This is a genomic window from Streptomyces sp. NPDC004610, from assembly GCF_040609715.1.
Classification (GTDB): domain Bacteria; phylum Actinomycetota; class Actinomycetes; order Streptomycetales; family Streptomycetaceae; genus Streptomyces.
In genome coordinates this window covers 168,696-187,729 of sequence record NZ_JBEXLA010000007.1, presented here as the reverse complement: position 1 = coordinate 187,729, position 19,034 = coordinate 168,696, and the positions used below count along the sequence as shown (strand labels likewise).

The window sequence follows — 19,034 nt, the reverse complement described above, 5'->3', positions numbered from 1 at the left end:
CGGGTGGGGGTGGGGTGCCGTGCGCTCAGCCCGCCCTGAGTCGTTCCAGGAACTCCGGGACTCCTTCGACCTGGCGGTGGGGCTCGAAGGCGGGGGCCAGCTCCTTGACCAGGGCGACGCATCGGGGCGCACCGATACGGGTGGCGAGATCGAGCGACCGGCCCGTGACGGCGAGAGCCTGCTCCACCTCGCCGGACTTCAGCAGTCCGGTGGCCTGATAGGTCAGGAAGATCCCGCGCGTCTTGTCCCGTGCGGCGGGCAGCAGGGCCATGCCCTCGGCGATGTGGGCCTGGGCCTCGGCGGTGCGGCCGAGGTCGAGCAGGCACCGGCCGGAGTCGACGGCGAGGTCGGCCGGCCCCATCCAGGCGCACCAGCCGGGTGCGGGGTCCTCGGCGTCCCGGTCGAGGGTGGCCTCGGCCCGCGCGAGGTCCCGGTAGCAGGCGGGGCGGTCGCCGAGGGCCGCATGCGCTCGCGCCCGCCGGAGCAGCAGCAGGGACCGGGCGGCGGGGTGCCGGGTCCCCGAGAGCGCGTGGCCGAGCTGGTCGACGGAGACCCGGGGGCGGCCGAGCCAGTTCGACTGATAGGCGAAGTCGGAGAGGACCCCGGCGCCGTGGTCGCGGTCGCCCGCGGCGTGCGCGGACTGGAGGGCGGCGCCCCAGAGTTTGCCCGCCGCCCAGTGACGACCGTGATCGAAGCGGTACCAGCCACAGGTCGTCGCCAGGGAGGCCGCGAGCAGATGGAGACGGCGGCCCGTGGCATCGGTGTAGCGGCCGTCGGCGAGGAGATCGGTCACCGTGGCGAGGTGCGCGTCCATCAGCCGGATGGTGTGCTGCCGCTGTTCGGTGGGCAGCGCGGTCAGCTCTCTGCTGGTGTCCTCCAGCCAGCCCACCAGTTCCGCGTCCACCCGCTTGCCGCCAAGGGCCGCGGCCGGGCGTTCGGGGGCGATCGTGGCCCACTGGGCGGCGAGGCCCGCCAGCGAGACAGCGCTGTAGGTCATGAAGTCACGGCGGTCCATGGCGGCTCTCTGTGCGTCGTGGAGTGCGGGGAGGGCGTGGGCGGCGCCCAGCGGCAGCGGCTCGTCCCGTCCGGGGAGCCAGTAGGGCCAGCCGTACGCGTCCAGGTCTCCCGGCGGGATGCCGAAGGCTTCGGCGATCAGGAGCTGCGATTCGGGGTTCGGTGTCTTGCGCCAGTTCTCCCACCGGCTGACGGCGGCCTTGTCGGCGCCGGAGCGCAGCCCGTGGCAACGGGCCGCCCGGTCGAGGGCGACGGCGAGATCGGCCTGGGACCAGCCACGCAGACCGCGCGCGTAGGCGAGGGGGTGCCGGATCGGGTCGTCCACACCATCCATCCCATCATCGACGGTGACCGCGAGCCTACTGACAGCGAGGCCGGGACCACTCCGGGACCACCCGCAATGCCTCTGCGGGGCCGCCGAGTTGGGCTGTACTCGAAAGGCACCGAACAGTTCCTTGCAGGAAGTGAAAAGGAAAGGAGGAGAGGAAGAGAGATGACGCAGATGACGCAGGAGCACACCGCGGAGTCGACGAGGGACGCCGACGCCCTCGCCGTTCCCTCGGTGGTCCCCTCGGTCATCGTCCTGGGTGACGCCGCCGCGCTGACGCGTGGCAGCGACCAGAGCGGCACCGAGTCGAAGTCGTACCCGTACGACTGATGGCAGAGGGGCGGCCCCGCCGGGTTCGGAACACCGGCGGGGCCGCTTCGGGACCCCGGCGGGGTCGCTTCGGTTCCTCGCGACCGTTCAGGTGGAGAGATGAGAGAACGCGTAGCACCGTGGTACGGAGGCCGCGCCCCGGGCAGCCGCGGCCCCGCCGCCGCGACGCCGGTCGGCGCACGGCTGCTCTGGCGTGATCCGGCACTGTGGGTGGTCCGTGATGCCGGGCAGCCCACCGCCCATGTACGGACCGTGGAACGCGGGGGCGCTCGCCTGGCCGTGCTCGGCCCGTGCTCCGCGTCGGAGCGTGAACTCGCCCGCGCTCTGTCGTCCCTCGACCTGGGCGAGGCAATCGGCTCGTGGGCGGGGACCCACACGGTGGTGCGCATGGACGGAAGCGGGATCGTGGAAGTCCTGGCCGATACGGCGGGCGCTTCCCCCCTCTACGTCGTGGACACTCCCGGCGGGCCGGTGTGGGGGTCCAGCTCCCTCGCGCTCTCCTCGCTGACCGGCGCGAAGGTGGACGCCGAGTGGCTTGCCGCCCGTCTGCGGGATCCGTTCTCGCCCCTTCCAGGTCACAGCGCATGGGCAGGGGTGAGGCCCGTACCCCCCGGGCACGTACTGACCCTTGGGGCGCCTGGAGCAGGTCTGTCCCCGTGGTGGAGGGCTGTCCGGCGCACACCTGAGGAAGTCGCGCGGAGGCTTCGGCGGGTGCTTGCCGAAGGAGTCCGGGTGCGGGTGGAGGGCGTGTCCGCGACCGCTGATCTCGCGGGCATGGACTCCACCACGATCACCCTGCTCGCCGCGCGCTACGGGCCGGTCACCGGCGTGACCCTCCACCCCGAGGGAGTGACGCGCGGGGGAGACCTGGAGTACGCCCGAGCGTTGTCCGTGCCCGGACTGGACCAGAGGTTCCTTCCACTCGGCACCCGGCATCTGCCGTTCGCCCCGAGTGACGTACCGCTGCCCGCCACCGACGAGCCGGCCACCTCCACCGCCACCTGGTCGATGTTCTCGGACCAGCTCCGGATGATCGCCGAAACCGGCTCCGGCTGCCATCTGACCGGCGACGGCGGTGACGCGCTGTTCCTCGCCGCGCCCACGCATCTCGCGGCCCTGGTCCGGCGCGGACGGTGGCTGCGGATGCTCGGGGACGCGATGGAGTGGGCGCGGTTGCGCCGCCAGGACCCGAGGCCGCTGATCGCCGCCGCGCTACGGGGCGACGCCGGACGCATCGGCCGCGCGCCGCGCCCCCGGCCGCCGTGGCTCGCCGCCCCCGTGCCCGAGGTGAGCCCACCGGCGGGCACGGCCGCACACCCGGTGTTCGTCGCCTCCCTGCGGAACGCCGCGCGTACCGCCCACTCCGAGATCCAGCTCGCGGCAGCGCTCGGTGTCGGTCTCGCCAACCCCTACTTCGACGGCGCGGTCCTGGACGCGGTGGTCTCGGCACCCGCCGGACAGCGCTACTCGGCACGCCGCTACAAGCCGCTGCTCGCCGACACCTTCGCCGAGCTGCTCCCCGAGGCGCACCGCGAGCGCGCTACGAAGGGAGTGTTCGCGGGCGACTTCCACCAGGGGCTGCGCCGCCATCTCCGACGGGTCCTCGCACTGACGGACGGCCGCCTCGCCGCCGGAGGCATCATCGCCCCCGGGCCCCTGCGGGAGGCTCTCCACTCGGCAGCGCTCGGCGCCCCGACGGTGTGGCCGCCGCTGCTGGCCGCGCTCGCCGCCGAAGCCTGGCTCGAAGCCGTCGAGAACGCGCCGGTTACCCGATGGGAAGCGGCTGCGCCACCCCCCGGCGATGTCCGATGAGTCCGATGAGCCCGTTGAGTCCCATGAATTACACCCGTACCGTTGCCGCGCTCGCACCCCATGTCTGCGTACTGATCGACTACGACACCGGACACACCGAGCTGCGCCCGAGATCCGGTGCCGCCACGTCCATGGCGGCGACGGTGGTAAGGCTGCCCGAGACCGCCGTGTCGTGGGGAACCGTCGAGCAGTCCGCCGCCCTGCCGGAACGGGCGCCGGTCTCCCTGCGGTGGCGGGTGGCTGCCGTGCCGATCGTGCTCGTCACCGCTGTGGCGGGTGTGGCTGGTCCCCGTCGCGGTCGGTTCCCTCGGCTCGTACGACTCGCCTGCGCGGGGCGCGCGTTGCCCCCGGCCACCGCCTCCCAGGCCCGCTACGCTGTGCGCGCCGTCCGCCGGGCCGCGCGGTACCTGCCGATGCGCTGGGCTTGCCTGGAGGACTCGACGGCCGCCGCGCTGCTGCTGGCGGCGGCCGGTCGCCGCGCCGAGTGGCGACATGGGGTGGCGCTGGACCCCGTACGGCTGCATGCCTGGATCGCCGACCCTGAGGGGGAACCCGTCGAAGAGCCGGCGGACACGGCGCTGTACGTCCCCACCTGCACACCGGATGGACCCGGCCCGCCACGGGCCCGAGGAGGAGCACGACGATGACCACCGACCCCCACATCCTCCTGAAGGGCGAGACGCTCGCCCTGGGCATGCCCCGCCAGGACCTGCTGCCGAAGTACCACGCGTGGGAGAACGACCCGCGGACGGTCCTCGCGTACGGCAATCAGTGGGCGCAGTCCTGGGAGGTCCGCGCGGCCGGGTACGAGCGGCAGCGGGGCAATCAGCGGTTTCAGCAGTTCGAGGTGGTGCGGCTGGCGGACGGCGAGGCCGTGGGGATGACGATCCTGGAAGTCAACCCGCACGCCCGGACCGCGGAGTTCGTGATCGTGCTCGCCCCGGAGGAGCGCGGCAAGGGCTACGCCACGGGGGCCACCCGGCTGACCCTGGACTGGGCGTTCCGGATCGCCGCGCTGCGCATGGTGTGGCTGAAGGTGCTGGAACCCAACCGGGCCGGGATCGCGGCGTACGCGAAGGCGGGATTCCGCGAGTCCGGCCGGCTGCGGCGGGCGGGGTACTGGCTCGGTGAGCCGGTGGATGAGGTGTTCATGGATGTGTTGCCGGAGGAGGTCCCCGGTCCGTCGCCCGTACGGTCCGCGCTGGGCGCCTGAGGTGCCGTGCGGTCAGTGGACGGAGCTGTAATCCACGAAGGCGGCCCAGGCCGTCACGCCGACGGCGAAGCCGGGGGTTTTGATGTCTTTGGAGTCGCGGATGCGGATGGTGGTGGGGGTGGCCGCGATCTCGACGCAGGTGTCTCCGTCGGGACCACCGCTGTAACTGCTCTTGAACCACGCCAACTCGGAGGCATCCCCGGTCGTGGGCTTGCGGATCATGTCTCTCCCAGCAGTTGCTCGATGAGGGCCAACGACTCCTCGGGACGAAGAGCCTGCGCCCGGATAGTGCCATACCGCAGTTCGAGGACCCGAAGCTGCCTCAGGTCCTCGACCGGACGACCCCCAAAGGCCCCATCAGAGCGCCCAACGCCTGTCCCGTCCGCGAACTTCAGCAGCTCGATCCGGCCGCCCATCCCCGAGTGTGCCCCACTGTCCATGGGCATCACCTGGAGAGTCACGTGGTTCATGCGGCCCAATTCCAGCAGACGTTCGAACTGTTGCCGCCTCACCATTGTGCCGCCGACTCGTCGCCGAAGCGTCGCCTCTTCCAGGACGAAACCCAGGGCGGGGGCGGGCGAACGGCCGAAGACGCTCTGCCGTGCCAGGCGAGCGGCCACGCGCCGTTCCAGGTCAGCTGGCGAATAGGCGGGCAGCCACGACTCCAACAGCGCCCGCGCATGTTCAGGTGTCTGCAACAGCCCAGCGATGTAGCTGCATTCGTACACCCCTATTTCAACTGCCCGGCCCTCCATCGTGGCCATGTCCCGTACCGCCTTCGGGTACCGGACCTTGGCCACGTCCTCCTTCATGGCCGAGATGAGACCACCTGCGCCAAGCACCTCGTCGGACTTGTCCAAGTACTCGGGTCGGGGAATCCGCTTCCCGCCCTCCACCTTGTAGACGAGGTCGTCGCCGTACCCGATCGCCTCCGCGAAGTCCGGGACCTTCAGGCCGGCGGCCTCGCGCCGCAGCCGTAACTGCCGTCCCACCGTCGTGATGACGGCGATGCCCCAGTCATCGTCCGGATCGACTTCCCAGCCCGGCTCGTCCGTGTCTACCGATTCGTCAGACATACCGCCCCTCCGACAGCTTGGACACAGCTGGACAAGCGGCGGACAGTCACCCTACGCACAGCCGCCGTCACTGTTCACCGTACGCACGCCCCGCCACTCTGTGTCACGTGAACAACGAAACCCCCACGCCGGAAATCCATCTGGCTCCCCCTATCCGCAGCTTCACCATCCGTCTGATGCCCACCCCCCGAGGGGCCCGTTCCGCCCGGCGCCTCGCCGAAGAGCACCTCAGCGCCTGGGGCCTCCCCCTGGACCCGGCCCGGCAGATCGTGGCGGAGCTGGCGGCCAACGCGGCGACGCACGGGCGCGTCACCGGCCGTTACTTCCGGCTCACCCTCCACGTCGTCGGGACGACCCTCCGTATGGAGGTGACGGACACGCAGGGTCACCTTCTCCCCCGGCTCAAATCCCCGGAGGGTGACGCCGAATCCGGCCGCGGACTCCTCCTCGTGGACGCCCTCGCCGACCGCTGGGGCGCGTCATCGGGTCTGCGCCCCCGCAAAACCGTCTGGGCGGAACTGGAGATCGGACCGGAGCCCAAGGGTTCATGCTTCGGCACCACGGGCGATCACCTGCAAAGGACTACGGGGATGAAAGAACCGAACCAAACCCCACCCCTCCTCCCGTCCCGGACACCGAGTCACTCGACTGGGTGAACTTCGCCAACCGGACTGGATTTGGTGACTGTTGGCTGCTCTACGCTCAGCGCACACAAGCCGACAAAAGTTCGGCCCTCGCGGGGACTGCCATCCCACTGCGAGGGCCTGACCAACTAGGAAGCCTAGAACCTTCCCGATGGATGAACGCGACACTATCGCGCCCGCCCCCTCCGAGTCCCGGAACCCGGCGCGAATTCCCTCTCCCCGGCGGCACGGTCTGTGCCACGAGAACTCCCGCCACACCACCCACTTCACGGTGATCGGCAACCACCTCGCCCAGCACCAGGAGTTGTCCCTGCTGGCGATCGGCCTCGGCTGCCACATCCAGTCCCTGCCGCAGGGCGCGAAGGTGGACATCAAGTCCCTCGCCGCCCGCTTCCCGGAAGGCACGACCCGCATCGCGGCGGCCCTGCGGGAACTGGAGAAACATGGCTACCTGCGCCGCTCGCGCGAGCGGACCCCCGAGGGCCGCATGGTCACCCGTACGACGTCCTGCAACCGGCCGGGACACCCCGTGCAGCGCGGGGAACAGCGCGACCGCCCTCCGCCACCACCCCGCCCCCGGGAATCCCGCGAGCCCCGCGAGCCCCGTAAACGGGCCCTCCCCCCGGTCCCCCAGCCGTCCTGCACCGCACCGGCGCTGCTCCGGTCGGCGGCGGACCTGCTGAGCGGACTGCGCCGCGAGGACCCCCGCCTGCTCCTGTCCGCCTCGGACACGGCCCACCTCGCCCCCGGCGTCGCCGCCTGGCTGGAACGGGACGTGAGCGCCACCGGCGTACGCCAGGCCCTGACCTCGGGCCTCCCGGCGGAGCCCCTGCACCGCCCGGCGGCCCTGCTCGCCCACCGCCTCTCGGCGGGCCTGCCACCGCCGCCGCCCTTCACCGCCCCGCCACCGGCCCGGCTTCCCCTCCAGACCTGCGACGGCTGCGAACGCGCTTTCCGCGCACCAGCACCGGGGCGGTGCCGGGACTGCCGGGCCCCTTCCGGGGAGCACACCGCCGCATACGCTGATGGCGGCCCTCCCGGGAGGACTCCATGAGTACACAGGCCGACCACGGACACGAACTGATCCCGCGTCCCGAGCCCACTCCCGACGCCCTGCGTGCCGCGCTCGCCGTCGTCGCGCCCGGTCGGCTGAGCGAGATGCAGAAGACGAAGGACGACGCTTTCGCCAAGGCCGTCGCGTGGCAGTCGTTGAGCCCCGTTCAGAGCTGGGTGCTGATCTGGGCCAGAGAGATCGAGATCGCCCGCCGCCCCGACCTGTCCACCCGCATCGATCACGCGCAGAGGCAGCTGGAGGACGAGGACCCCGTCGTCGCCCGGGAAGCCCTGCGCGAGCTGAGCGCCGTCCTGGAAGAAGCGATGAGGGCCGTACGCGAGTGAGCTGGAAAGGGAGTACGCCTTCGGCGCCGAAGAGGCCGCCCGGACCGCTCCCGCGGTCTTTCTCCGTGCGGTGGAAGTCAGTGCGGACGAACTCGTCAGGGCGGCCGAGGCTCTCCATATCCATGGTCGGGCGCATAGCGGAGTCGACCCGAAGGGCGGAGAGGTGATCGTCCCGGGCGGAATGTTCAGGTACCAGATCGTGGTGCGCAGCGAACGGGTCTACATGGTCCAGATCACGTATCTGGGTTTCTGAGCCCGGCAGGGCCGGCTCGACCGTCTCGTGCGAGTCGGTCGAGCCGGGCGAGTCGGGCGCTAGCCGTTTGTGGTGGCGGGGTTACGAATGCCCCAGCTCCGCCGCCGTCTCCTCGGACGGGTCGGGGTTCTCCTGCGGGTGGAGGGGGAAATCGTCCACCTTCGTCTCGTCGATCACCGGAGGTGGCGGCTGGGGCGGGGTCGGCATGATCGCCGCCTCCGAGTGGCCTCCGCAGCCGTAGGAGAGGGAGACCAGGCGGCCGTCCGCCGGGGAGAACTCGTTGGCGCAGGCGCCGAACGCCTGGCCGAGGGAGCCGCCGATCGGGACCAGGAAGCCGCAGCTCACGCACGTCGCGGGCGCGGCCTGGGCCATCTGGGTCTTCGCGCCGAACCCCTCGTCCCAGCGGTCCGCGGCGATGTGCAGGCCGTAGCGGGACAGGACGCGGGCGCGGCCCAGGCCCAGTTCCTCCGCCGTCGCGGCGATCGAGCCCCGGGAGGGAGTGAGGGGGAGCGTCGCGGGGACGCCCGCCGTGAGGTCGGCGTCCTCGGCCTCCGCCAGTTCCGCCATGTCCTCGGAGATCGCCGAGTTCGGTGGGGGCGCGTCCTCGCCGGTGTAGCCGGGCTCCAGGCGGATGTCGTCCGCGTCGGTGGGGAGGAGGTCGCCGGGGCCCATGTCACCGGGGCGCAGGCGTTCGCTCCAGGGGACCCATTCGGGGGCCAGGAGCGCGTCGGAGCCGGGGAGGAGGACCACCTCGTCCAGGGTGACGATCTTCGCGCGGGACGCCCGCGCCACCGTCACCGCCCAGCGCCAGCCCCGGTAGCCCAGTTCCTTGCACTCGAAGAGGTGGGTGACCACGCGGTCGCCCTCCGAGGTCAGCCCGGTGTGCTCTCCCACTACCCCCGGCGCGGCGGCCTCCTCGGCGGCGGCGCGGGCGAGGTCGACGGCCTCGGCGCACAGACGGTCGGGGGTACGGCTTCGCGTTGTCGCTGCGCTCACAGGTATCGCTTCTCTCCTACGCCGTCGCTACCGGGTGCGGCTTGCCTCCGGCGGTTGGGGGGACGGAGCGGAACGGAAGACCGCGTCGACGTCCACGCCTGTCGCGCTCGGGCGCACCTACGTCACCCATTCTGCCTGTTCCCCGTCCGGGGGCCTACACCGACGCCCGTTCCGGACATCGTGGCACCTCATTTCCCTGCGGGGGGCGTCCGCGATTTGTGGCGGGGAGCGTCCGCGTTTCGTGCCGGGGGCGTCCCTGTTCCCTGCGGAGGCGCTCGCGTTTCGTGCCCGGGGGCGCCCGCGTTCCCGGCCGGGGGCGGCCCCGTTCCCTGCGGGAGGCGCCCGCGATTTGTGCGGGGGAGCGTCCGCGTTTCCTGCCCGGGGGCGTCCCCGTTCCCTGCGGGAGGCGCCCGCGTTTCATGCCGGGGGCACGCCCGTCACCGGCCCAGGAAACCCGCTCCCCTGCCGGGGGGCGCCCGCGATTCCGTGCCGCAGACGCTTCCGTTCTCCGCCGCAGGCGCCCGCGATTCCGGCCCGAGACGCCGCATTTCCGGCCCGAGACGCCCGTACTCCCCGCCGGAGGCGCCCCCCGTAGCCGGCCCAAGAAACCCACGCTCCCGGCCCGAGAGACCAACGCTCCCCGCCCAAGGAACCCCCGCTCCCGCCCAAGAAGCCCACGCCCCGGCCCAGGAGACCAACGCTCCCCGCCCAAGGAACCCCCGCACCCGGCCAAGAAACCCACGCCCCCAGCCCAGCCCAAGCCCAAGCCGTGCCCCAGCCGTGCCCCAGCCCCAAGAGACCCCCCACCCCCCACCCCCCCCCAGAAACACCCGGCCCCGTGGATTCCGCCTACCGGGCGATATCTCGGGGCACTATGAACGGCGTGGCAGCCGCGGGCAGGCGTGGGCGTGGGGTGGGCCGGGCGGGGGGCGTCGTCCGGGGGGTCGGGCGTGCCCTGAGGTCGCCGTTCTCCGGGACGGCCCGGGGGATCCGCAAGGCGACCCACGCGCACGGCGCCGGGGAGTCCGGGCTCGGCAAGCTGATCGAGCTGCACGCGGTGAACGGCGCCGGTGATGTGATGATCACCGTCGCCCTCGCCTCCACCGTCTTCTTCTCCGTGCCCACCGACGAGGCCCGCGGCCGGGTCGCCCTCTACCTCGCCATCACCATGGCGCCCTTCGCGCTGCTCGCCCCCGTCATCGGGCCGCTGCTCGACCGGGTGCCGCACGGGCGGCGGCTCGCCATGGCCTGCGCCATGCTGGCCCGCGCGCTGCTCGCGCTGGTGCTGTCCGCCGCCGTGATCAGTGGCGGTATCGAGCTGTATCCCGCCGCCCTCGGTGTGCTGGTCGCCTCCAAGGCGTACGGGGTGGTGCGCAGCGCCGTCGTGCCCCGGCTGCTGCCGCCCAGGTTCTCGCTGGTCAAGGCCAACTCCCGGGTGACTCTCGGCGGGCTCCTCGCCACCGGGGTCGCCGCGCCCATCGGCGCCGGGCTCCAGTTCATCGGGCCGCGCTGGCCGCTCTACGGGGCGTTCGTGATCTTCATCGCGGGGATGTTCCTGTCCTTCTCGCTGCCGCCGAAGGTGGACTCCGCGAAAGGGGAGGACACCGCGCTGCTGGCCGCCGATCCGGAGCATCTGCACGGGCCCCACCGCAAGCCGATAAAGCGGCCGGGGCTGCGGACCGTCGGGATCGCCGTCACCCACGCCCTCGGCGCCAACGCCGCCCTGCGCTGTCTGTCCGGGTTCCTGATCTTCTTCCTCGCCTTTCTGCTGCGCGAGCATCCGCTGACCGGGCAGAGCGCCGCCGTCTCGCTCGGTACGGTCGCGGTCGCCGCGGGCGCGGGCAACGCCTGCGGTACGGCGGTGGGGGCCTGGCTGCGGGCCCGCGCGCCCGAGATCATCATCGTGACCGTGGTGGCGTTCGTGCTGGGCGCGGCGATCGTGGCCGCGGTGTTCTTCGGGGCGTTCCTGGTGGCCTGTCTCGCGGCGGTGGCCGGGTTCGCGCAGGCGCTGGCCAAGCTGTCGCTGGACGCGCTGATCCAGCGGGACGTCCCGGAGCAGGTGCGGACCTCGGCGTTCGCCCGCTCCGAGACGCTGCTCCAGATGGCGTGGGTGGTGGGCGGCGCGATCGGGATAGCCCTGCCGCTGAACGGGCCGCTCGGGCTGTCCGTGGCCGCCGCGATCGTCGCCACCGGGTGGCTGGGCACCGTACGGGGGCTGCTGGGGTCGGCGCGGCGCGGGGGGCGGGCGCGGCCGAGGGTGGCGTGAGGGGGCGGGGGCAGAGGGTGTCGCGTACCCCGCATGGCCCCCACCCCGCATGACGGGCGGGGCCCGCGTGCCCGATAACCTTCCGCCATGACCACCATGCAATCCCGTGTGCGACGCCGCCGCGCCGTCGCCACCGCCGGCGCCGTCTCCGCCGGACTGCTCGCCCTCTCCGCCTGTGAGAAGCCGACGCCGATGGCGACGATCACGGTGGGCACCAACTCCGTCAGCTCCGAGGCGAACTGCTACAACGACGGCAAGGCCCTGGCCACCGCCGAGCTGACCGCGTGCCTGCGGGACACGGACATCAAGACGATCTCGGTGGACCCCGACGAGACCGTCCGCTTCGGTGTCGACCCGGATATCGCGGACAAGGGCTGGACCATTCTGATGAACGGCCAGCCGCTGACCGAGTCCTCCACCAAGACCTACCGGACCATCCCGGGCAGCGTCTTCTTCAACGCCCAGTACGGGGCCAGCGGCAACACCACCACGGTGTCCGTCAAGGAGGGCGAGACCGAGAACATCGGGCTGTGGTCCTTCAAGCTGGAGAAGGACGCCTGATCGCGGTCGCGTCCGGACCGGCGCCCGCCGTGCTCCGTGTCCTCGTCGCCACCGCCGTCCCGGCCGAACGGGACGCGGTGGCCCGCGCCTTCCCCGACCCGGGTGAGCGGGACGTCCCGTTGCCCGGTGGCGGTGGGGTGCTCCGGCGGGCGGCGCCCGGGGTCGATCTCCTCGCCGCCGGGGTCGGGCCCGCCCTCGCCGCCGCCTCCACCGCCACCGCGCTCACCGCCGCCGCCCTCGCCGGGCGGCCCTACGATCTGGTGATCAGCGCCGGGATCGCCGGTGGTTTCGCGCCCCGCGCGCCGCTCGGCGCGCTGGTCGTCGCCGACACCATCACCGCCGCCGATCTGGGCGCCGAGACACCCGAGGGCTTCGTACCGGTCACGGAGCTGGGCTTCGGGGCCGTCACCCACCGTCCGCCCGCCGCCCTGGTCGCGTCCGTGGCGCTCGCCACCGGGGCGCTGCCGGGGACCGTGCTGACCGTCTCGACCGTCACCGGCAGCGCCGCCCGCGCCGCCGCGCTGCGGGCCGCGCACCCGGAGGCGCTGGCCGAGGCGATGGAGGGGTTCGGGGTCGCCGAGGCCGCCGCCGCGCACGGGGTGCCGGTGCTGGAGCTGCGGGCGGTGTCCAACGCCGTCGGGCCGCGCGACCGGGCCGCCTGGCGCGTTCCCGACGCCCTCGCCACCCTGACGGCGGGGTTCGGGAAGCTCGCACCCGCCCTGGAGAGTTGGAAGCGACATGACGACACCCATGCCCCCGACGCCGACGCCCGGTGATGATCCGGTGCGGATCGCCTACTCCCCCTGCCCCAACGACACCTTCGTCTTCGACGCCCTCGCCCACGGCCGTCTCCCCGGCGCCCCCGCCCTCGATGTGACCTTCGCGGACATCGACGTCACCAACGGCATGGCCGAGCGCGGCGAGCTGGATGTGCTGAAGGTGTCGTACGCGGTGCTGCCCTATGTGCTCGACACCTACGCGCTGCTGCCGTGCGGCGGGGCGCTGGGGCGCGGCTGCGGGCCGCTGGTGCTGGCGCGGGAGGCGGGGGTGGACCTCACCGGGCGCACGGTCGCCGTGCCGAGCGAGCGGTCGACGGCGTATCTGCTCTTCCGGCTGTGGGCGGCGGACGTGCTGCCGGGCGGGGTGGGCGAGATCGTGGTGCTGCCGTTCCACGAGATCATGCCGGCCGTCCGGGACGGGAAGGTGGACGCCGGTCTGGTGATCCACGAGGCCCGCTTCACCTACCGGGACTACGGGCTGCACAAGCTGGCCGACATGGGCGAGCACTGGGAGCGGACCACCGGGCTGCCGATCCCGCTGGGCGCGATCATCGCCCGCCGGGCGCTCGGCGCGGAGCGGCTCACCGCGCTGGCCGACGCGATCCGCCGCTCGGTGCGGGCCGCGTGGGACGACCCCGAGGCGTCCCGGCCCTATGTCCGCGCGCACGCCCAGGAAATGGACCCGTCGGTCGCCGACCAGCACATCGGGTTGTACGTCAACGAATTCACCGCCGACCTCGGTACGGACGGGTATGCGGCGGTCCGCGGCCTGCTCACCCGCGCGGCGGCCGAGGGACTGCTTCCGCCCCTCGGCCCCCACGCGCTGGATTTCCCCTGAGAACCCATGGGAAAGGGGACGGCCGTACCGCCATACAAGGGGACGGCCGTACCGCTATACGTCTATACGTCGAGTTGGTCGGCGACCGCCCGCAGGAGTCCGGCGACCTGCTTGCCGGCCGTTTTGTCGGGGTAGCGGCCCCGCTCCAGGGTCTGGGTGACGTTCTCCAGCAGGGTCGTCAGATCCTGGACGATGGAGGCCAGCTCATCGGGCTTTTTGCGCTGGGCGGCGGCGACCGACGGCGTCGGATCCAGCAGCACCACCGAAAGGGCCTGGTCACCGCGCTGCCCGGCGACGACTCCGAACTCGACGCGCTGTCCCGGCTTGAGTGTCTCGACTCCGTCGGGGAGTACCGAGGAATGGACGAAGACGTCACCGCCGTCGTCGCGGGAGAGAAAGCCGAAGCCCTTCTCACTGTTGAACCACTTGACCTTGCCGGTAGGCACGTCTGTCCTCGTCCTCGTACTCGTCGGAAAACTGCTTCGGAAACCGCTCTTGACAGCACTGGGGCGGGTCGACCGTGACCCGCCGCTACCAAGCGCTACCAAGGCTAATGGTCTTGGGGCGGGTGACAAGACGTCGCCCGGTTGTTCCTTTGCGCTGGGAACTACCCTGGTCGGGTGCGTGACAAAACCCAAACGAATTCCGCCGCGCCCGGCGACCGGCTGATCCGGGCCGGTGCCGCGGTGTTCCTCGTCGGTACGGTGGCCACGGTGGTCACCGTGACCCCTCTGTTCCTCGGGACGACTCCTTTTCCGACCTACATGTTCCTGCTGAGCATGCTGATGGGCGTCGGATTCCTGATCGCCGGGGTGGGGGTGTTGCAGTCCGTGGCGGCCGGCCGGCGTCAGGCGCGGGCCGCGGTCGCGTCCCCACCGGGGGCGCCGTCGACGTAGTCCGAAAGCCATCCGGGGAACTCGGTCAGATCCCGCAGGACGACATCCGCGCCGGCCTGCCGCAGTTCCCCGGCCGTGCACGGCCCGGTCGGCACGGTGACCGAGAGGGCACCGGCGGCCCGCGCGCCCCGGACGTCCCCGAGGTGGTCGCCGACATAGACGGCGGCGCCGTGCTCGCGCAGGGCCGCCGCCTTGGCCTCGGCCCACAGATCACCGACCACCGCGTCCGGCTCGATGCCCAGGTGCGCCAGGTGGAGCTTCGCGTTGGGCTCGTACTTGGCGGTGACGACGATCGCCCGCCCACCGGCCGCCCGTACCGCCGCCACGGCGTCGTGCGCGCCGGGCATGGCGGGGGTCGCGGCGATGGCGACGGCCGGGTACATCTCCCGGTACAGATCCGCCACGGCCGGTACGCGCTCCGCCGGGAACCAGTTGATCAGCTCCTCCTCCAGCGGCGGCCCGAGCCGGGTGATCGCCAGATCGGCGTCGATGAACGCCCCCGTCCGCTCCGCCAGCGCCCGGTAGCAGGCGTGGATTCCGGGCCGGGAGTCGATGAGCGTCATATCGAGGTCGAATCCGACGGTGGGGGGCGCGGAGGAGGAGGAGACGGCGGCTGCGTGAGTCATGGGTCCATTGTGGGTGGGCCCCCGGAGGGACCGGAGGGGGCCTACGGCGGCCTGATGCGGCCGACGGGGGCCGGAGGGGGCCGGAGGCGGGCGTCAGCGGTCTCGCTGGGAGCGCCAGATCAGGAAGGCGGCCGAGGCTAGGGCCGCGCCCCGCAGGACCCAGGGCCAGGTCTCGCCCAGGGCGTCCTGCATCCGGCCCTCGGCGACGGGGTCGCCCCAGCGGCCCTCGGTACGGCCCCAGAGCCAGACCACCCCGGCGGTGACGGCGAGCGCGGGCAGGCCCATCACCGCCCACTTCGTCTCGGCGGGGGTCAGCCGGCGCGAGGCCCAGGCGATGAGCCAGCCGACGGCGAGCGCGAGCAGGTTCCCGAGGACCGCGCCCGCGACCAGCAGGGCGGCGGCGATCAGCAGCAGGGGGTTCTGCCAGGAGCGGCGGGGGCCGGTGGGGAGGCGGAGCAGACGGCGGGAGCGGCGGGGTTCGTCGCCGGTTCCCGCTTCCTCCGCGTCGTCCCCGTCCTCCTCCGCTTCCGCTTCCTCCGCTTCCTCCTCCGGTTTCGTTCTGCGCGGCGGTGGTTTGAGGAGTTCGGGGATCTCCACGCCGCCGATGAAGCCGGGCACCTCGTCGCCGGGGCCGAAGGCGGTGCTGTCGGTGCGCCACCAGTCGGGCTGGGTCGCGGGGTCGCCCAGTTCATGGGCCGGGGCGAGATGGGGGGCGGAGGGTTCGAAGGGCGGGCCCGGGTCGGGCTCGGGGGCGGGGTCGGCCGTACGGGGCCTGGGGATCATCCGGCGCAGCCGGCCCGAGCGGGCCGGGGGTGCCCCGTCCTCGCGCTGGAGGGGGACCGCGGCGCTCGGGGTGTCGGGGACGGCCGCGGTGCCGCCGGCCTTGGTGACGATCTCGTCCGGGGTGCCGAGCCGGGTGAGGATCCGGCGGACGGCGGCGGGGCTGTCCACGGGGACCCTGGCCCGTCGCCGGTCGATCTCGTCGCGCAACTGGTTGACCAGCCGCATCCGGGCCGACGACGGCAGTTGGCGCTGCTGCGCCACATCGCCGACCCGGCTCAGATACTCGTAGACGACCTGGTCGCTCTCGATCCCCACGGGACGACGGTAGCGCAGGGGGGTGGGGTCAGATCGGGCTGCATTCGCCCGAGCTCCGAGTTCCGGGTACCGGGTACCGGGAGTCGAGTACCGTTTCGGGTTTCGGGTTTCGGGTTTTGGAGGAGAGGCCGTGGTCCCGGTCGTCCAGGGGGACCCACAGGGGCCGGACGCCGCGCGCACCGGCACCGATCGAGGGCGGGCTGTCGCACCGACCCGCTAACGTGGAGCGGATGAGCGACGAGAAGCCGGCGGCAGCCCCGCGCTCCCTCGCGGAAGCGCTCCGCGCCAGGGACGACGCCTCGCTGGCCGCGCTGCTGCGCAGCCGCCCGGATCTCATCACCCCGGTGCCGACGGATCTGACCCAGCTCGCCACCCGCGCGGCCACCCGCGCCTCGGTGCTGCGCGCCCTGGAGCGGCTGGACCGGTTCGCCCAGCAGACCGCCCAGGCCCTGGCCGTCGCCCCGGACCCGGCGTCCTACGGCGAGTTGCTGGCGCTGCTGGCGGGGGACGAGGGCGACGCGGTGGTCGCGGGCGCGCTGCCGGGGGCCGTGGACACCCTGCGCGAGCAGGCCCTGCTCTGGGGCGGTGACGACCGGCTGCGGCTGGTGCGCACCGCCCAGGAGTTGCTGGCGCCCTCCGCCCAGCACCCGTCGCCGACCGGTCTGGGGCCGACCGTGCGGGAGGCGGCGGCGGGGATGTCACCGGGGCGGGTCCAGGAGATCGTGACGGCGGCCGGGCTGCCGGGCACGCATGACGCGGTGTCGGCGGCGGCCTCGCTCAGCGCGCTGTTCAGCGACCGGGCGCGGCTGTCCGCGCTGCTGGCGAAGGCCCCGGCGGAGTCCCTGGAGGCCCTCGCCCGGCTGGTCTGGGGACCGCCGTACGGGCAGGTCACGGCGGATCCGGCGCCCCGGCTGCGCTGGCTGCTGGACCGGGGGCTGCTGCTGCCGACCGCGCCGGGGACGGTCGTCCTGCCCCGCGAGGTGGCCCTGCATCTGCGCGACGGACGGGCGCACCGGACGCCGGAGCCGCTGCCCCCGGCGGTGGTCCCGGCCGCCGTCCACGCGTCGCGGGTGGTGGACGCGACGGCGGCCGGTCAGGCGTTCACGGCGCTGGCGACGGTCGAGGAACTGCTCGCGGACTGGGACGAGGGCGGCCCGGCCGTCCTGCGCGCCGGCGGCCTGAGCGTGCGCGATCTGAAACGTACGGCGGTGGCTCTGGATGTGTCGGAGCCGGTCGCGGCGTTCTGGGTGGAGCTGGCCCTCGCCGCCGGGCTGATCGCCTCGGACGGCGAGGCCGACGAGCGGTTCGCGGCGACCCCGCGCTACGACGAGTGGCGGGACCGGCCGGTCGCGGAGCGCTGGGCGGGCCTGGCGGGCGCGTGGCTGACGGCGACCCGTACGGCGGGACTGGTCGGCGGGCGGGACGGCAAGGACCGCACGCTGGCCGCGCTCGGTCCGGGCCTGGACCGCTCGGCGGCCCCCGAGGTACGGCACCGGGTGCTGACCCTGCTGGCCGAGCTGCCGCCGGGCGGCGCCCCGGCCCCGGAGACGGTCCTGGCCCGCCTCCACTGGGAGCGCCCGCCGCGCCGCGAGGACGACCTGCGTGCCCGTCTGGCCCACTGGACGCTGACGGAGGCGGAACTCCTGGGGGTGACCGGCCGGGGGGCGCTGTCGGGGCACGGGAGGGCGTTGCTGGGGGCCGTGGGGGTTGTGGAGGGGGATGCCGGGGGCGGCACCGCAGTGGCGGCAGGTCCCGAGGCCGCGGCCGACGGCCCCTTTGCCGCCGGTGACAAGCTCCCCGTGCGTCACCACACCCACCACCGCCTCCCCCACCCCGAGCCGCTCTCCGTCGCCGAGCAGACCGTGGCCTGCGCGGCGGCGGCCCGGCTGCTGGCGCCTCAGTTGCCCGAGCCGCTGGACCACGTACTGCTCCAGGCCGATCTGACGGCCGTCGCGCCCGGCCCGCTCAAGCGTCCGCTGGCCGAGGTGCTGGGCGTGGTCGCGGACGTCGAGTCCAAGGGCGGGGCGACGGTGTACCGGTTCACCCCGGCGTCGGTACGGCGGGGTCTGGACGCCGGGCAGACCGCCACCGATCTGCACACCTTCCTCGCCACGCACTCGCGCACCCCGGTGCCGCAGCCGCTGGCGTACCTCATCGACGACGTGGCCCGGCGGCACGGCCATCTCCGGGTCGGCGCCGCCTCCGCCTACCTCCGTTGCGACGACGACGCGATGCTCGGCGAGATCCTCGCCGACAAGCGGTCCGCCGGACTGCGGCTGCGGCGGCTCGCGCCGACCGTGCTGGCCGCGCAGACCGACCCGGGCACGCTGCTGGAGGGGCTGCGGGCGATGGGCTTCGCCCCGGCCGCCGAGTCCGCGGAGGGGGATGTGCTGATCACCCGCGCGCTGGCCCATCGCACCCCGCCGCGTGCCGTGCCGGAACCGGTGCCGGAGGGTCCGCCGCCGCCGGACGCCGTCCTGCTGTCGGCGGCGATCCGGGCGATCCGCGCGGGCGACCTCGCCGCGACCGCCCCGCGCAGACCGGCGGCTGCCTCGGAGCCGACCGCCGGGGAGCTGCCGCGCACGGGGCCCGCGGACACCCTCGCCGCCATGCAGGCCGCCGTGATGACCGGGCAGCGGCTGTGGATCGGTTATGTCAACGCCGAGGGCGCGGCAAGTCAGCGGGTGATCGCTCCGGTGCGGGTCGAGGGCGGTTTCGTGACGGCGTACGACCACACGGCGGACGAGGTCCGCACCTATCCGCTGCACCGGATCACGGGGGTGGCGGAGCTGGCGGACGAGGGACCCGCCGCCTCCGCCTGACGGACGCCTCCGCCTGACGGACGGGAGCACCGCGCCCGGCCTCCGGCCGACCGGGCGGAGTAGCGCGAGCCCGCCACCGGACCC

General features: G+C 73.2%; 21 protein-coding genes. 14 read left to right on the top strand and 7 right to left on the bottom strand.

Going from position 1 to position 19,034, the window contains the following annotated elements; translation table 11 throughout:
- Positions 1-25: 25 nt before the first annotated feature.
- Positions 26-1,339 carry a helix-turn-helix transcriptional regulator gene (locus ABZX40_RS10280; protein WP_355734362.1) on the bottom strand — a complete coding sequence of 438 codons (1,314 nt, stop codon included), beginning with the start codon at positions 1,337-1,339 and terminating at the stop codon, positions 26-28.
- A 168-nt stretch (positions 1,340-1,507) separates the two neighbouring features.
- Here ABZX40_RS10280 and ABZX40_RS10275 point away from each other — a divergent pair, with 168 nt between their 5' ends.
- The 4 genes from ABZX40_RS10275 (at position 1,508) to ABZX40_RS10260 (ending at position 4,697) form a co-directional block, all read left to right on the top strand.
- The gene (locus ABZX40_RS10275; protein WP_355734359.1) at positions 1,508-1,672 is read left to right on the top strand and encodes an albusnodin family lasso peptide; all 165 of its coding nucleotides are present in this window, start codon (positions 1,508-1,510) and stop codon (positions 1,670-1,672) included.
- Between the two features lie 99 nt (positions 1,673-1,771).
- Entirely contained in the window at positions 1,772-3,484 is a 1,713-nt protein-coding gene (locus ABZX40_RS10270) for an albusnodin/ikarugamycin family macrolactam cyclase (protein WP_355734356.1), read from the top strand.
- Positions 3,485-3,489: 5 nt separating this feature from the next.
- Positions 3,490-4,131 (top strand): lasso peptide biosynthesis B2 protein, encoded by a 642-nt coding sequence (locus tag ABZX40_RS10265; RefSeq protein WP_355734354.1) that lies wholly within the window; start codon positions 3,490-3,492, stop codon positions 4,129-4,131.
- Positions 4,128-4,697, top strand: coding sequence for a GNAT family protein (locus ABZX40_RS10260; protein ID WP_355734351.1), 570 nt, complete (start codon positions 4,128-4,130; stop codon positions 4,695-4,697). The genes ABZX40_RS10265 and ABZX40_RS10260 overlap by 4 nt, the downstream gene beginning before the upstream one ends.
- Before the next feature lie 12 nt (positions 4,698-4,709).
- Here the strand turns inward: ABZX40_RS10260 and ABZX40_RS10255 are convergent, their stop codons facing one another.
- On the bottom strand, positions 4,710-4,919 hold the full coding sequence (locus tag ABZX40_RS10255; RefSeq protein WP_355734348.1) for a DUF397 domain-containing protein: 210 nt from the start codon (positions 4,917-4,919) through the stop codon (positions 4,710-4,712).
- A complete protein-coding gene (locus ABZX40_RS10250) occupies positions 4,916-5,773 on the bottom strand; it encodes a helix-turn-helix transcriptional regulator (RefSeq protein ID WP_355734346.1) in 858 nt (285 codons plus the stop codon). The genes ABZX40_RS10255 and ABZX40_RS10250 overlap by 4 nt, the downstream gene beginning before the upstream one ends.
- Positions 5,774-5,949: 176 nt before the next feature.
- Between ABZX40_RS10250 and ABZX40_RS10245 the strand changes: the two genes are divergently transcribed.
- The 4 genes from ABZX40_RS10245 to ABZX40_RS10230 all read left to right on the top strand — a co-directional run bounded on the left by ABZX40_RS10245 (position 5,950) and on the right by ABZX40_RS10230 (position 8,068).
- Positions 5,950-6,429, top strand: coding sequence for an ATP-binding protein (locus tag ABZX40_RS10245; protein WP_355734343.1), 480 nt, complete (start codon positions 5,950-5,952; stop codon positions 6,427-6,429).
- Positions 6,430-6,568: 139 nt separating this feature from the next.
- Positions 6,569-7,471, top strand: coding sequence for a helix-turn-helix domain-containing protein (locus ABZX40_RS10240; RefSeq protein ID WP_355734340.1), 903 nt, complete (start codon positions 6,569-6,571; stop codon positions 7,469-7,471).
- Complete coding sequence (locus ABZX40_RS10235) at positions 7,468-7,815, top strand: hypothetical protein (RefSeq protein WP_355734337.1); 348 nt, start codon at positions 7,468-7,470, stop codon at positions 7,813-7,815. The genes ABZX40_RS10240 and ABZX40_RS10235 overlap by 4 nt, the downstream gene beginning before the upstream one ends.
- Positions 7,816-7,885: 70 nt before the next feature.
- The gene (locus ABZX40_RS10230; protein ID WP_356009110.1) at positions 7,886-8,068 is read left to right on the top strand and encodes a hypothetical protein; all 183 of its coding nucleotides are present in this window, start codon (positions 7,886-7,888) and stop codon (positions 8,066-8,068) included.
- Between the two features lie 81 nt (positions 8,069-8,149).
- On the opposite strand, the gene ABZX40_RS10225 is transcribed toward ABZX40_RS10230, so the two are convergent.
- Positions 8,150-9,064 carry a DUF3027 domain-containing protein gene (locus tag ABZX40_RS10225; RefSeq protein ID WP_355734334.1) on the bottom strand — a complete coding sequence of 305 codons (915 nt, stop codon included), beginning with the start codon at positions 9,062-9,064 and terminating at the stop codon, positions 8,150-8,152.
- 874 nt (positions 9,065-9,938) lie between these two features.
- Between ABZX40_RS10225 and ABZX40_RS10220 the strand changes: the two genes are divergently transcribed.
- The 4 genes from ABZX40_RS10220 to ABZX40_RS10205 all read left to right on the top strand — a co-directional run bounded on the left by ABZX40_RS10220 (position 9,939) and on the right by ABZX40_RS10205 (position 13,508).
- Complete coding sequence (locus tag ABZX40_RS10220) at positions 9,939-11,330, top strand: MFS transporter (protein WP_355734332.1); 1,392 nt, start codon at positions 9,939-9,941, stop codon at positions 11,328-11,330.
- A gap of 87 nt (positions 11,331-11,417) precedes the next feature.
- Positions 11,418-11,891, top strand: coding sequence for a DUF2771 domain-containing protein (locus tag ABZX40_RS10215; RefSeq protein WP_355734330.1), 474 nt, complete (start codon positions 11,418-11,420; stop codon positions 11,889-11,891).
- Between the two features lie 29 nt (positions 11,892-11,920).
- Complete coding sequence (locus tag ABZX40_RS10210) at positions 11,921-12,667, top strand: futalosine hydrolase (protein WP_355734529.1); 747 nt, start codon at positions 11,921-11,923, stop codon at positions 12,665-12,667.
- Positions 12,630-13,508 carry a 1,4-dihydroxy-6-naphthoate synthase gene (locus tag ABZX40_RS10205; RefSeq protein ID WP_355734327.1) on the top strand — a complete coding sequence of 293 codons (879 nt, stop codon included), beginning with the start codon at positions 12,630-12,632 and terminating at the stop codon, positions 13,506-13,508. The genes ABZX40_RS10210 and ABZX40_RS10205 overlap by 38 nt, the downstream gene beginning before the upstream one ends.
- A 62-nt stretch (positions 13,509-13,570) precedes the next feature.
- Here the strand turns inward: ABZX40_RS10205 and ABZX40_RS10200 are convergent, their stop codons facing one another.
- The gene (locus ABZX40_RS10200) at positions 13,571-13,954 is read right to left on the bottom strand and encodes a cold-shock protein (RefSeq protein WP_355734324.1); all 384 of its coding nucleotides are present in this window, start codon (positions 13,952-13,954) and stop codon (positions 13,571-13,573) included.
- A 174-nt stretch (positions 13,955-14,128) separates the two neighbouring features.
- Between ABZX40_RS10200 and ABZX40_RS10195 the strand changes: the two genes are divergently transcribed.
- Positions 14,129-14,404: a hypothetical protein gene (locus ABZX40_RS10195; RefSeq protein ID WP_355734321.1), complete on the top strand. Its 276-nt coding sequence runs from the start codon at positions 14,129-14,131 to the stop codon at positions 14,402-14,404.
- Here ABZX40_RS10195 and ABZX40_RS10190 read toward each other — a convergent pair.
- Positions 14,356-15,030, bottom strand: a complete 675-nt coding sequence (locus ABZX40_RS10190; RefSeq protein ID WP_355734318.1) for a haloacid dehalogenase-like hydrolase — start codon at positions 15,028-15,030, stop codon at positions 14,356-14,358. The two genes, ABZX40_RS10195 and ABZX40_RS10190, sit on opposite strands and share 49 nt — an antisense overlap.
- Before the next feature lie 93 nt (positions 15,031-15,123).
- On the bottom strand, positions 15,124-16,128 hold the full coding sequence (locus ABZX40_RS10185) for a hypothetical protein (RefSeq protein ID WP_355734316.1): 1,005 nt from the start codon (positions 16,126-16,128) through the stop codon (positions 15,124-15,126).
- Positions 16,129-16,358: 230 nt separating this feature from the next.
- Between ABZX40_RS10185 and ABZX40_RS10180 the strand changes: the two genes are divergently transcribed.
- Entirely contained in the window at positions 16,359-18,950 is a 2,592-nt protein-coding gene (locus ABZX40_RS10180; RefSeq protein WP_355734313.1) for a helicase C-terminal domain-containing protein, read from the top strand.
- Positions 18,951-19,034 lie beyond the last annotated feature (84 nt).

What these genes read in the sequence shown, in the direction of transcription:
- ABZX40_RS10275 (WP_355734359.1), top strand. Translation starts at nt 1,508, where the DNA reads ATGACGCAGATGACGCAGGAGCACACCGCGGAGTCGACGAGGGACGCC.
- ABZX40_RS10270 (WP_355734356.1), top strand. Translation starts at nt 1,772, where the DNA reads ATGAGAGAACGCGTAGCACCGTGGTACGGAGGCCGCGCCCCGGGCAGC.
- ABZX40_RS10265 (WP_355734354.1), top strand. Translation starts at nt 3,490, where the DNA reads ATGAGCCCGTTGAGTCCCATGAATTACACCCGTACCGTTGCCGCGCTC.
- ABZX40_RS10260 (WP_355734351.1), top strand. Translation starts at nt 4,128, where the DNA reads ATGACCACCGACCCCCACATCCTCCTGAAGGGCGAGACGCTCGCCCTG.
- ABZX40_RS10255 (WP_355734348.1), bottom strand. Translation starts at nt 4,919, where the DNA reads ATGATCCGCAAGCCCACGACCGGGGATGCCTCCGAGTTGGCGTGGTTC.
- ABZX40_RS10250 (WP_355734346.1), bottom strand. Translation starts at nt 5,773, where the DNA reads ATGTCTGACGAATCGGTAGACACGGACGAGCCGGGCTGGGAAGTCGAT.
- ABZX40_RS10245 (WP_355734343.1), top strand. Translation starts at nt 5,950, where the DNA reads ATGCCCACCCCCCGAGGGGCCCGTTCCGCCCGGCGCCTCGCCGAAGAG.
- ABZX40_RS10240 (WP_355734340.1), top strand. Translation starts at nt 6,569, where the DNA reads ATGGATGAACGCGACACTATCGCGCCCGCCCCCTCCGAGTCCCGGAAC.
- ABZX40_RS10235 (WP_355734337.1), top strand. Translation starts at nt 7,468, where the DNA reads ATGAGTACACAGGCCGACCACGGACACGAACTGATCCCGCGTCCCGAG.
- ABZX40_RS10220 (WP_355734332.1), top strand. Translation starts at nt 9,939, where the DNA reads ATGAACGGCGTGGCAGCCGCGGGCAGGCGTGGGCGTGGGGTGGGCCGG.
- ABZX40_RS10215 (WP_355734330.1), top strand. Translation starts at nt 11,418, where the DNA reads ATGACCACCATGCAATCCCGTGTGCGACGCCGCCGCGCCGTCGCCACC.
- ABZX40_RS10205 (WP_355734327.1), top strand. Translation starts at nt 12,630, where the DNA reads ATGACGACACCCATGCCCCCGACGCCGACGCCCGGTGATGATCCGGTG.
- ABZX40_RS10190 (WP_355734318.1), bottom strand. Translation starts at nt 15,030, where the DNA reads ATGACTCACGCAGCCGCCGTCTCCTCCTCCTCCGCGCCCCCCACCGTC.
- ABZX40_RS10180 (WP_355734313.1), top strand. Translation starts at nt 16,359, where the DNA reads ATGAGCGACGAGAAGCCGGCGGCAGCCCCGCGCTCCCTCGCGGAAGCG.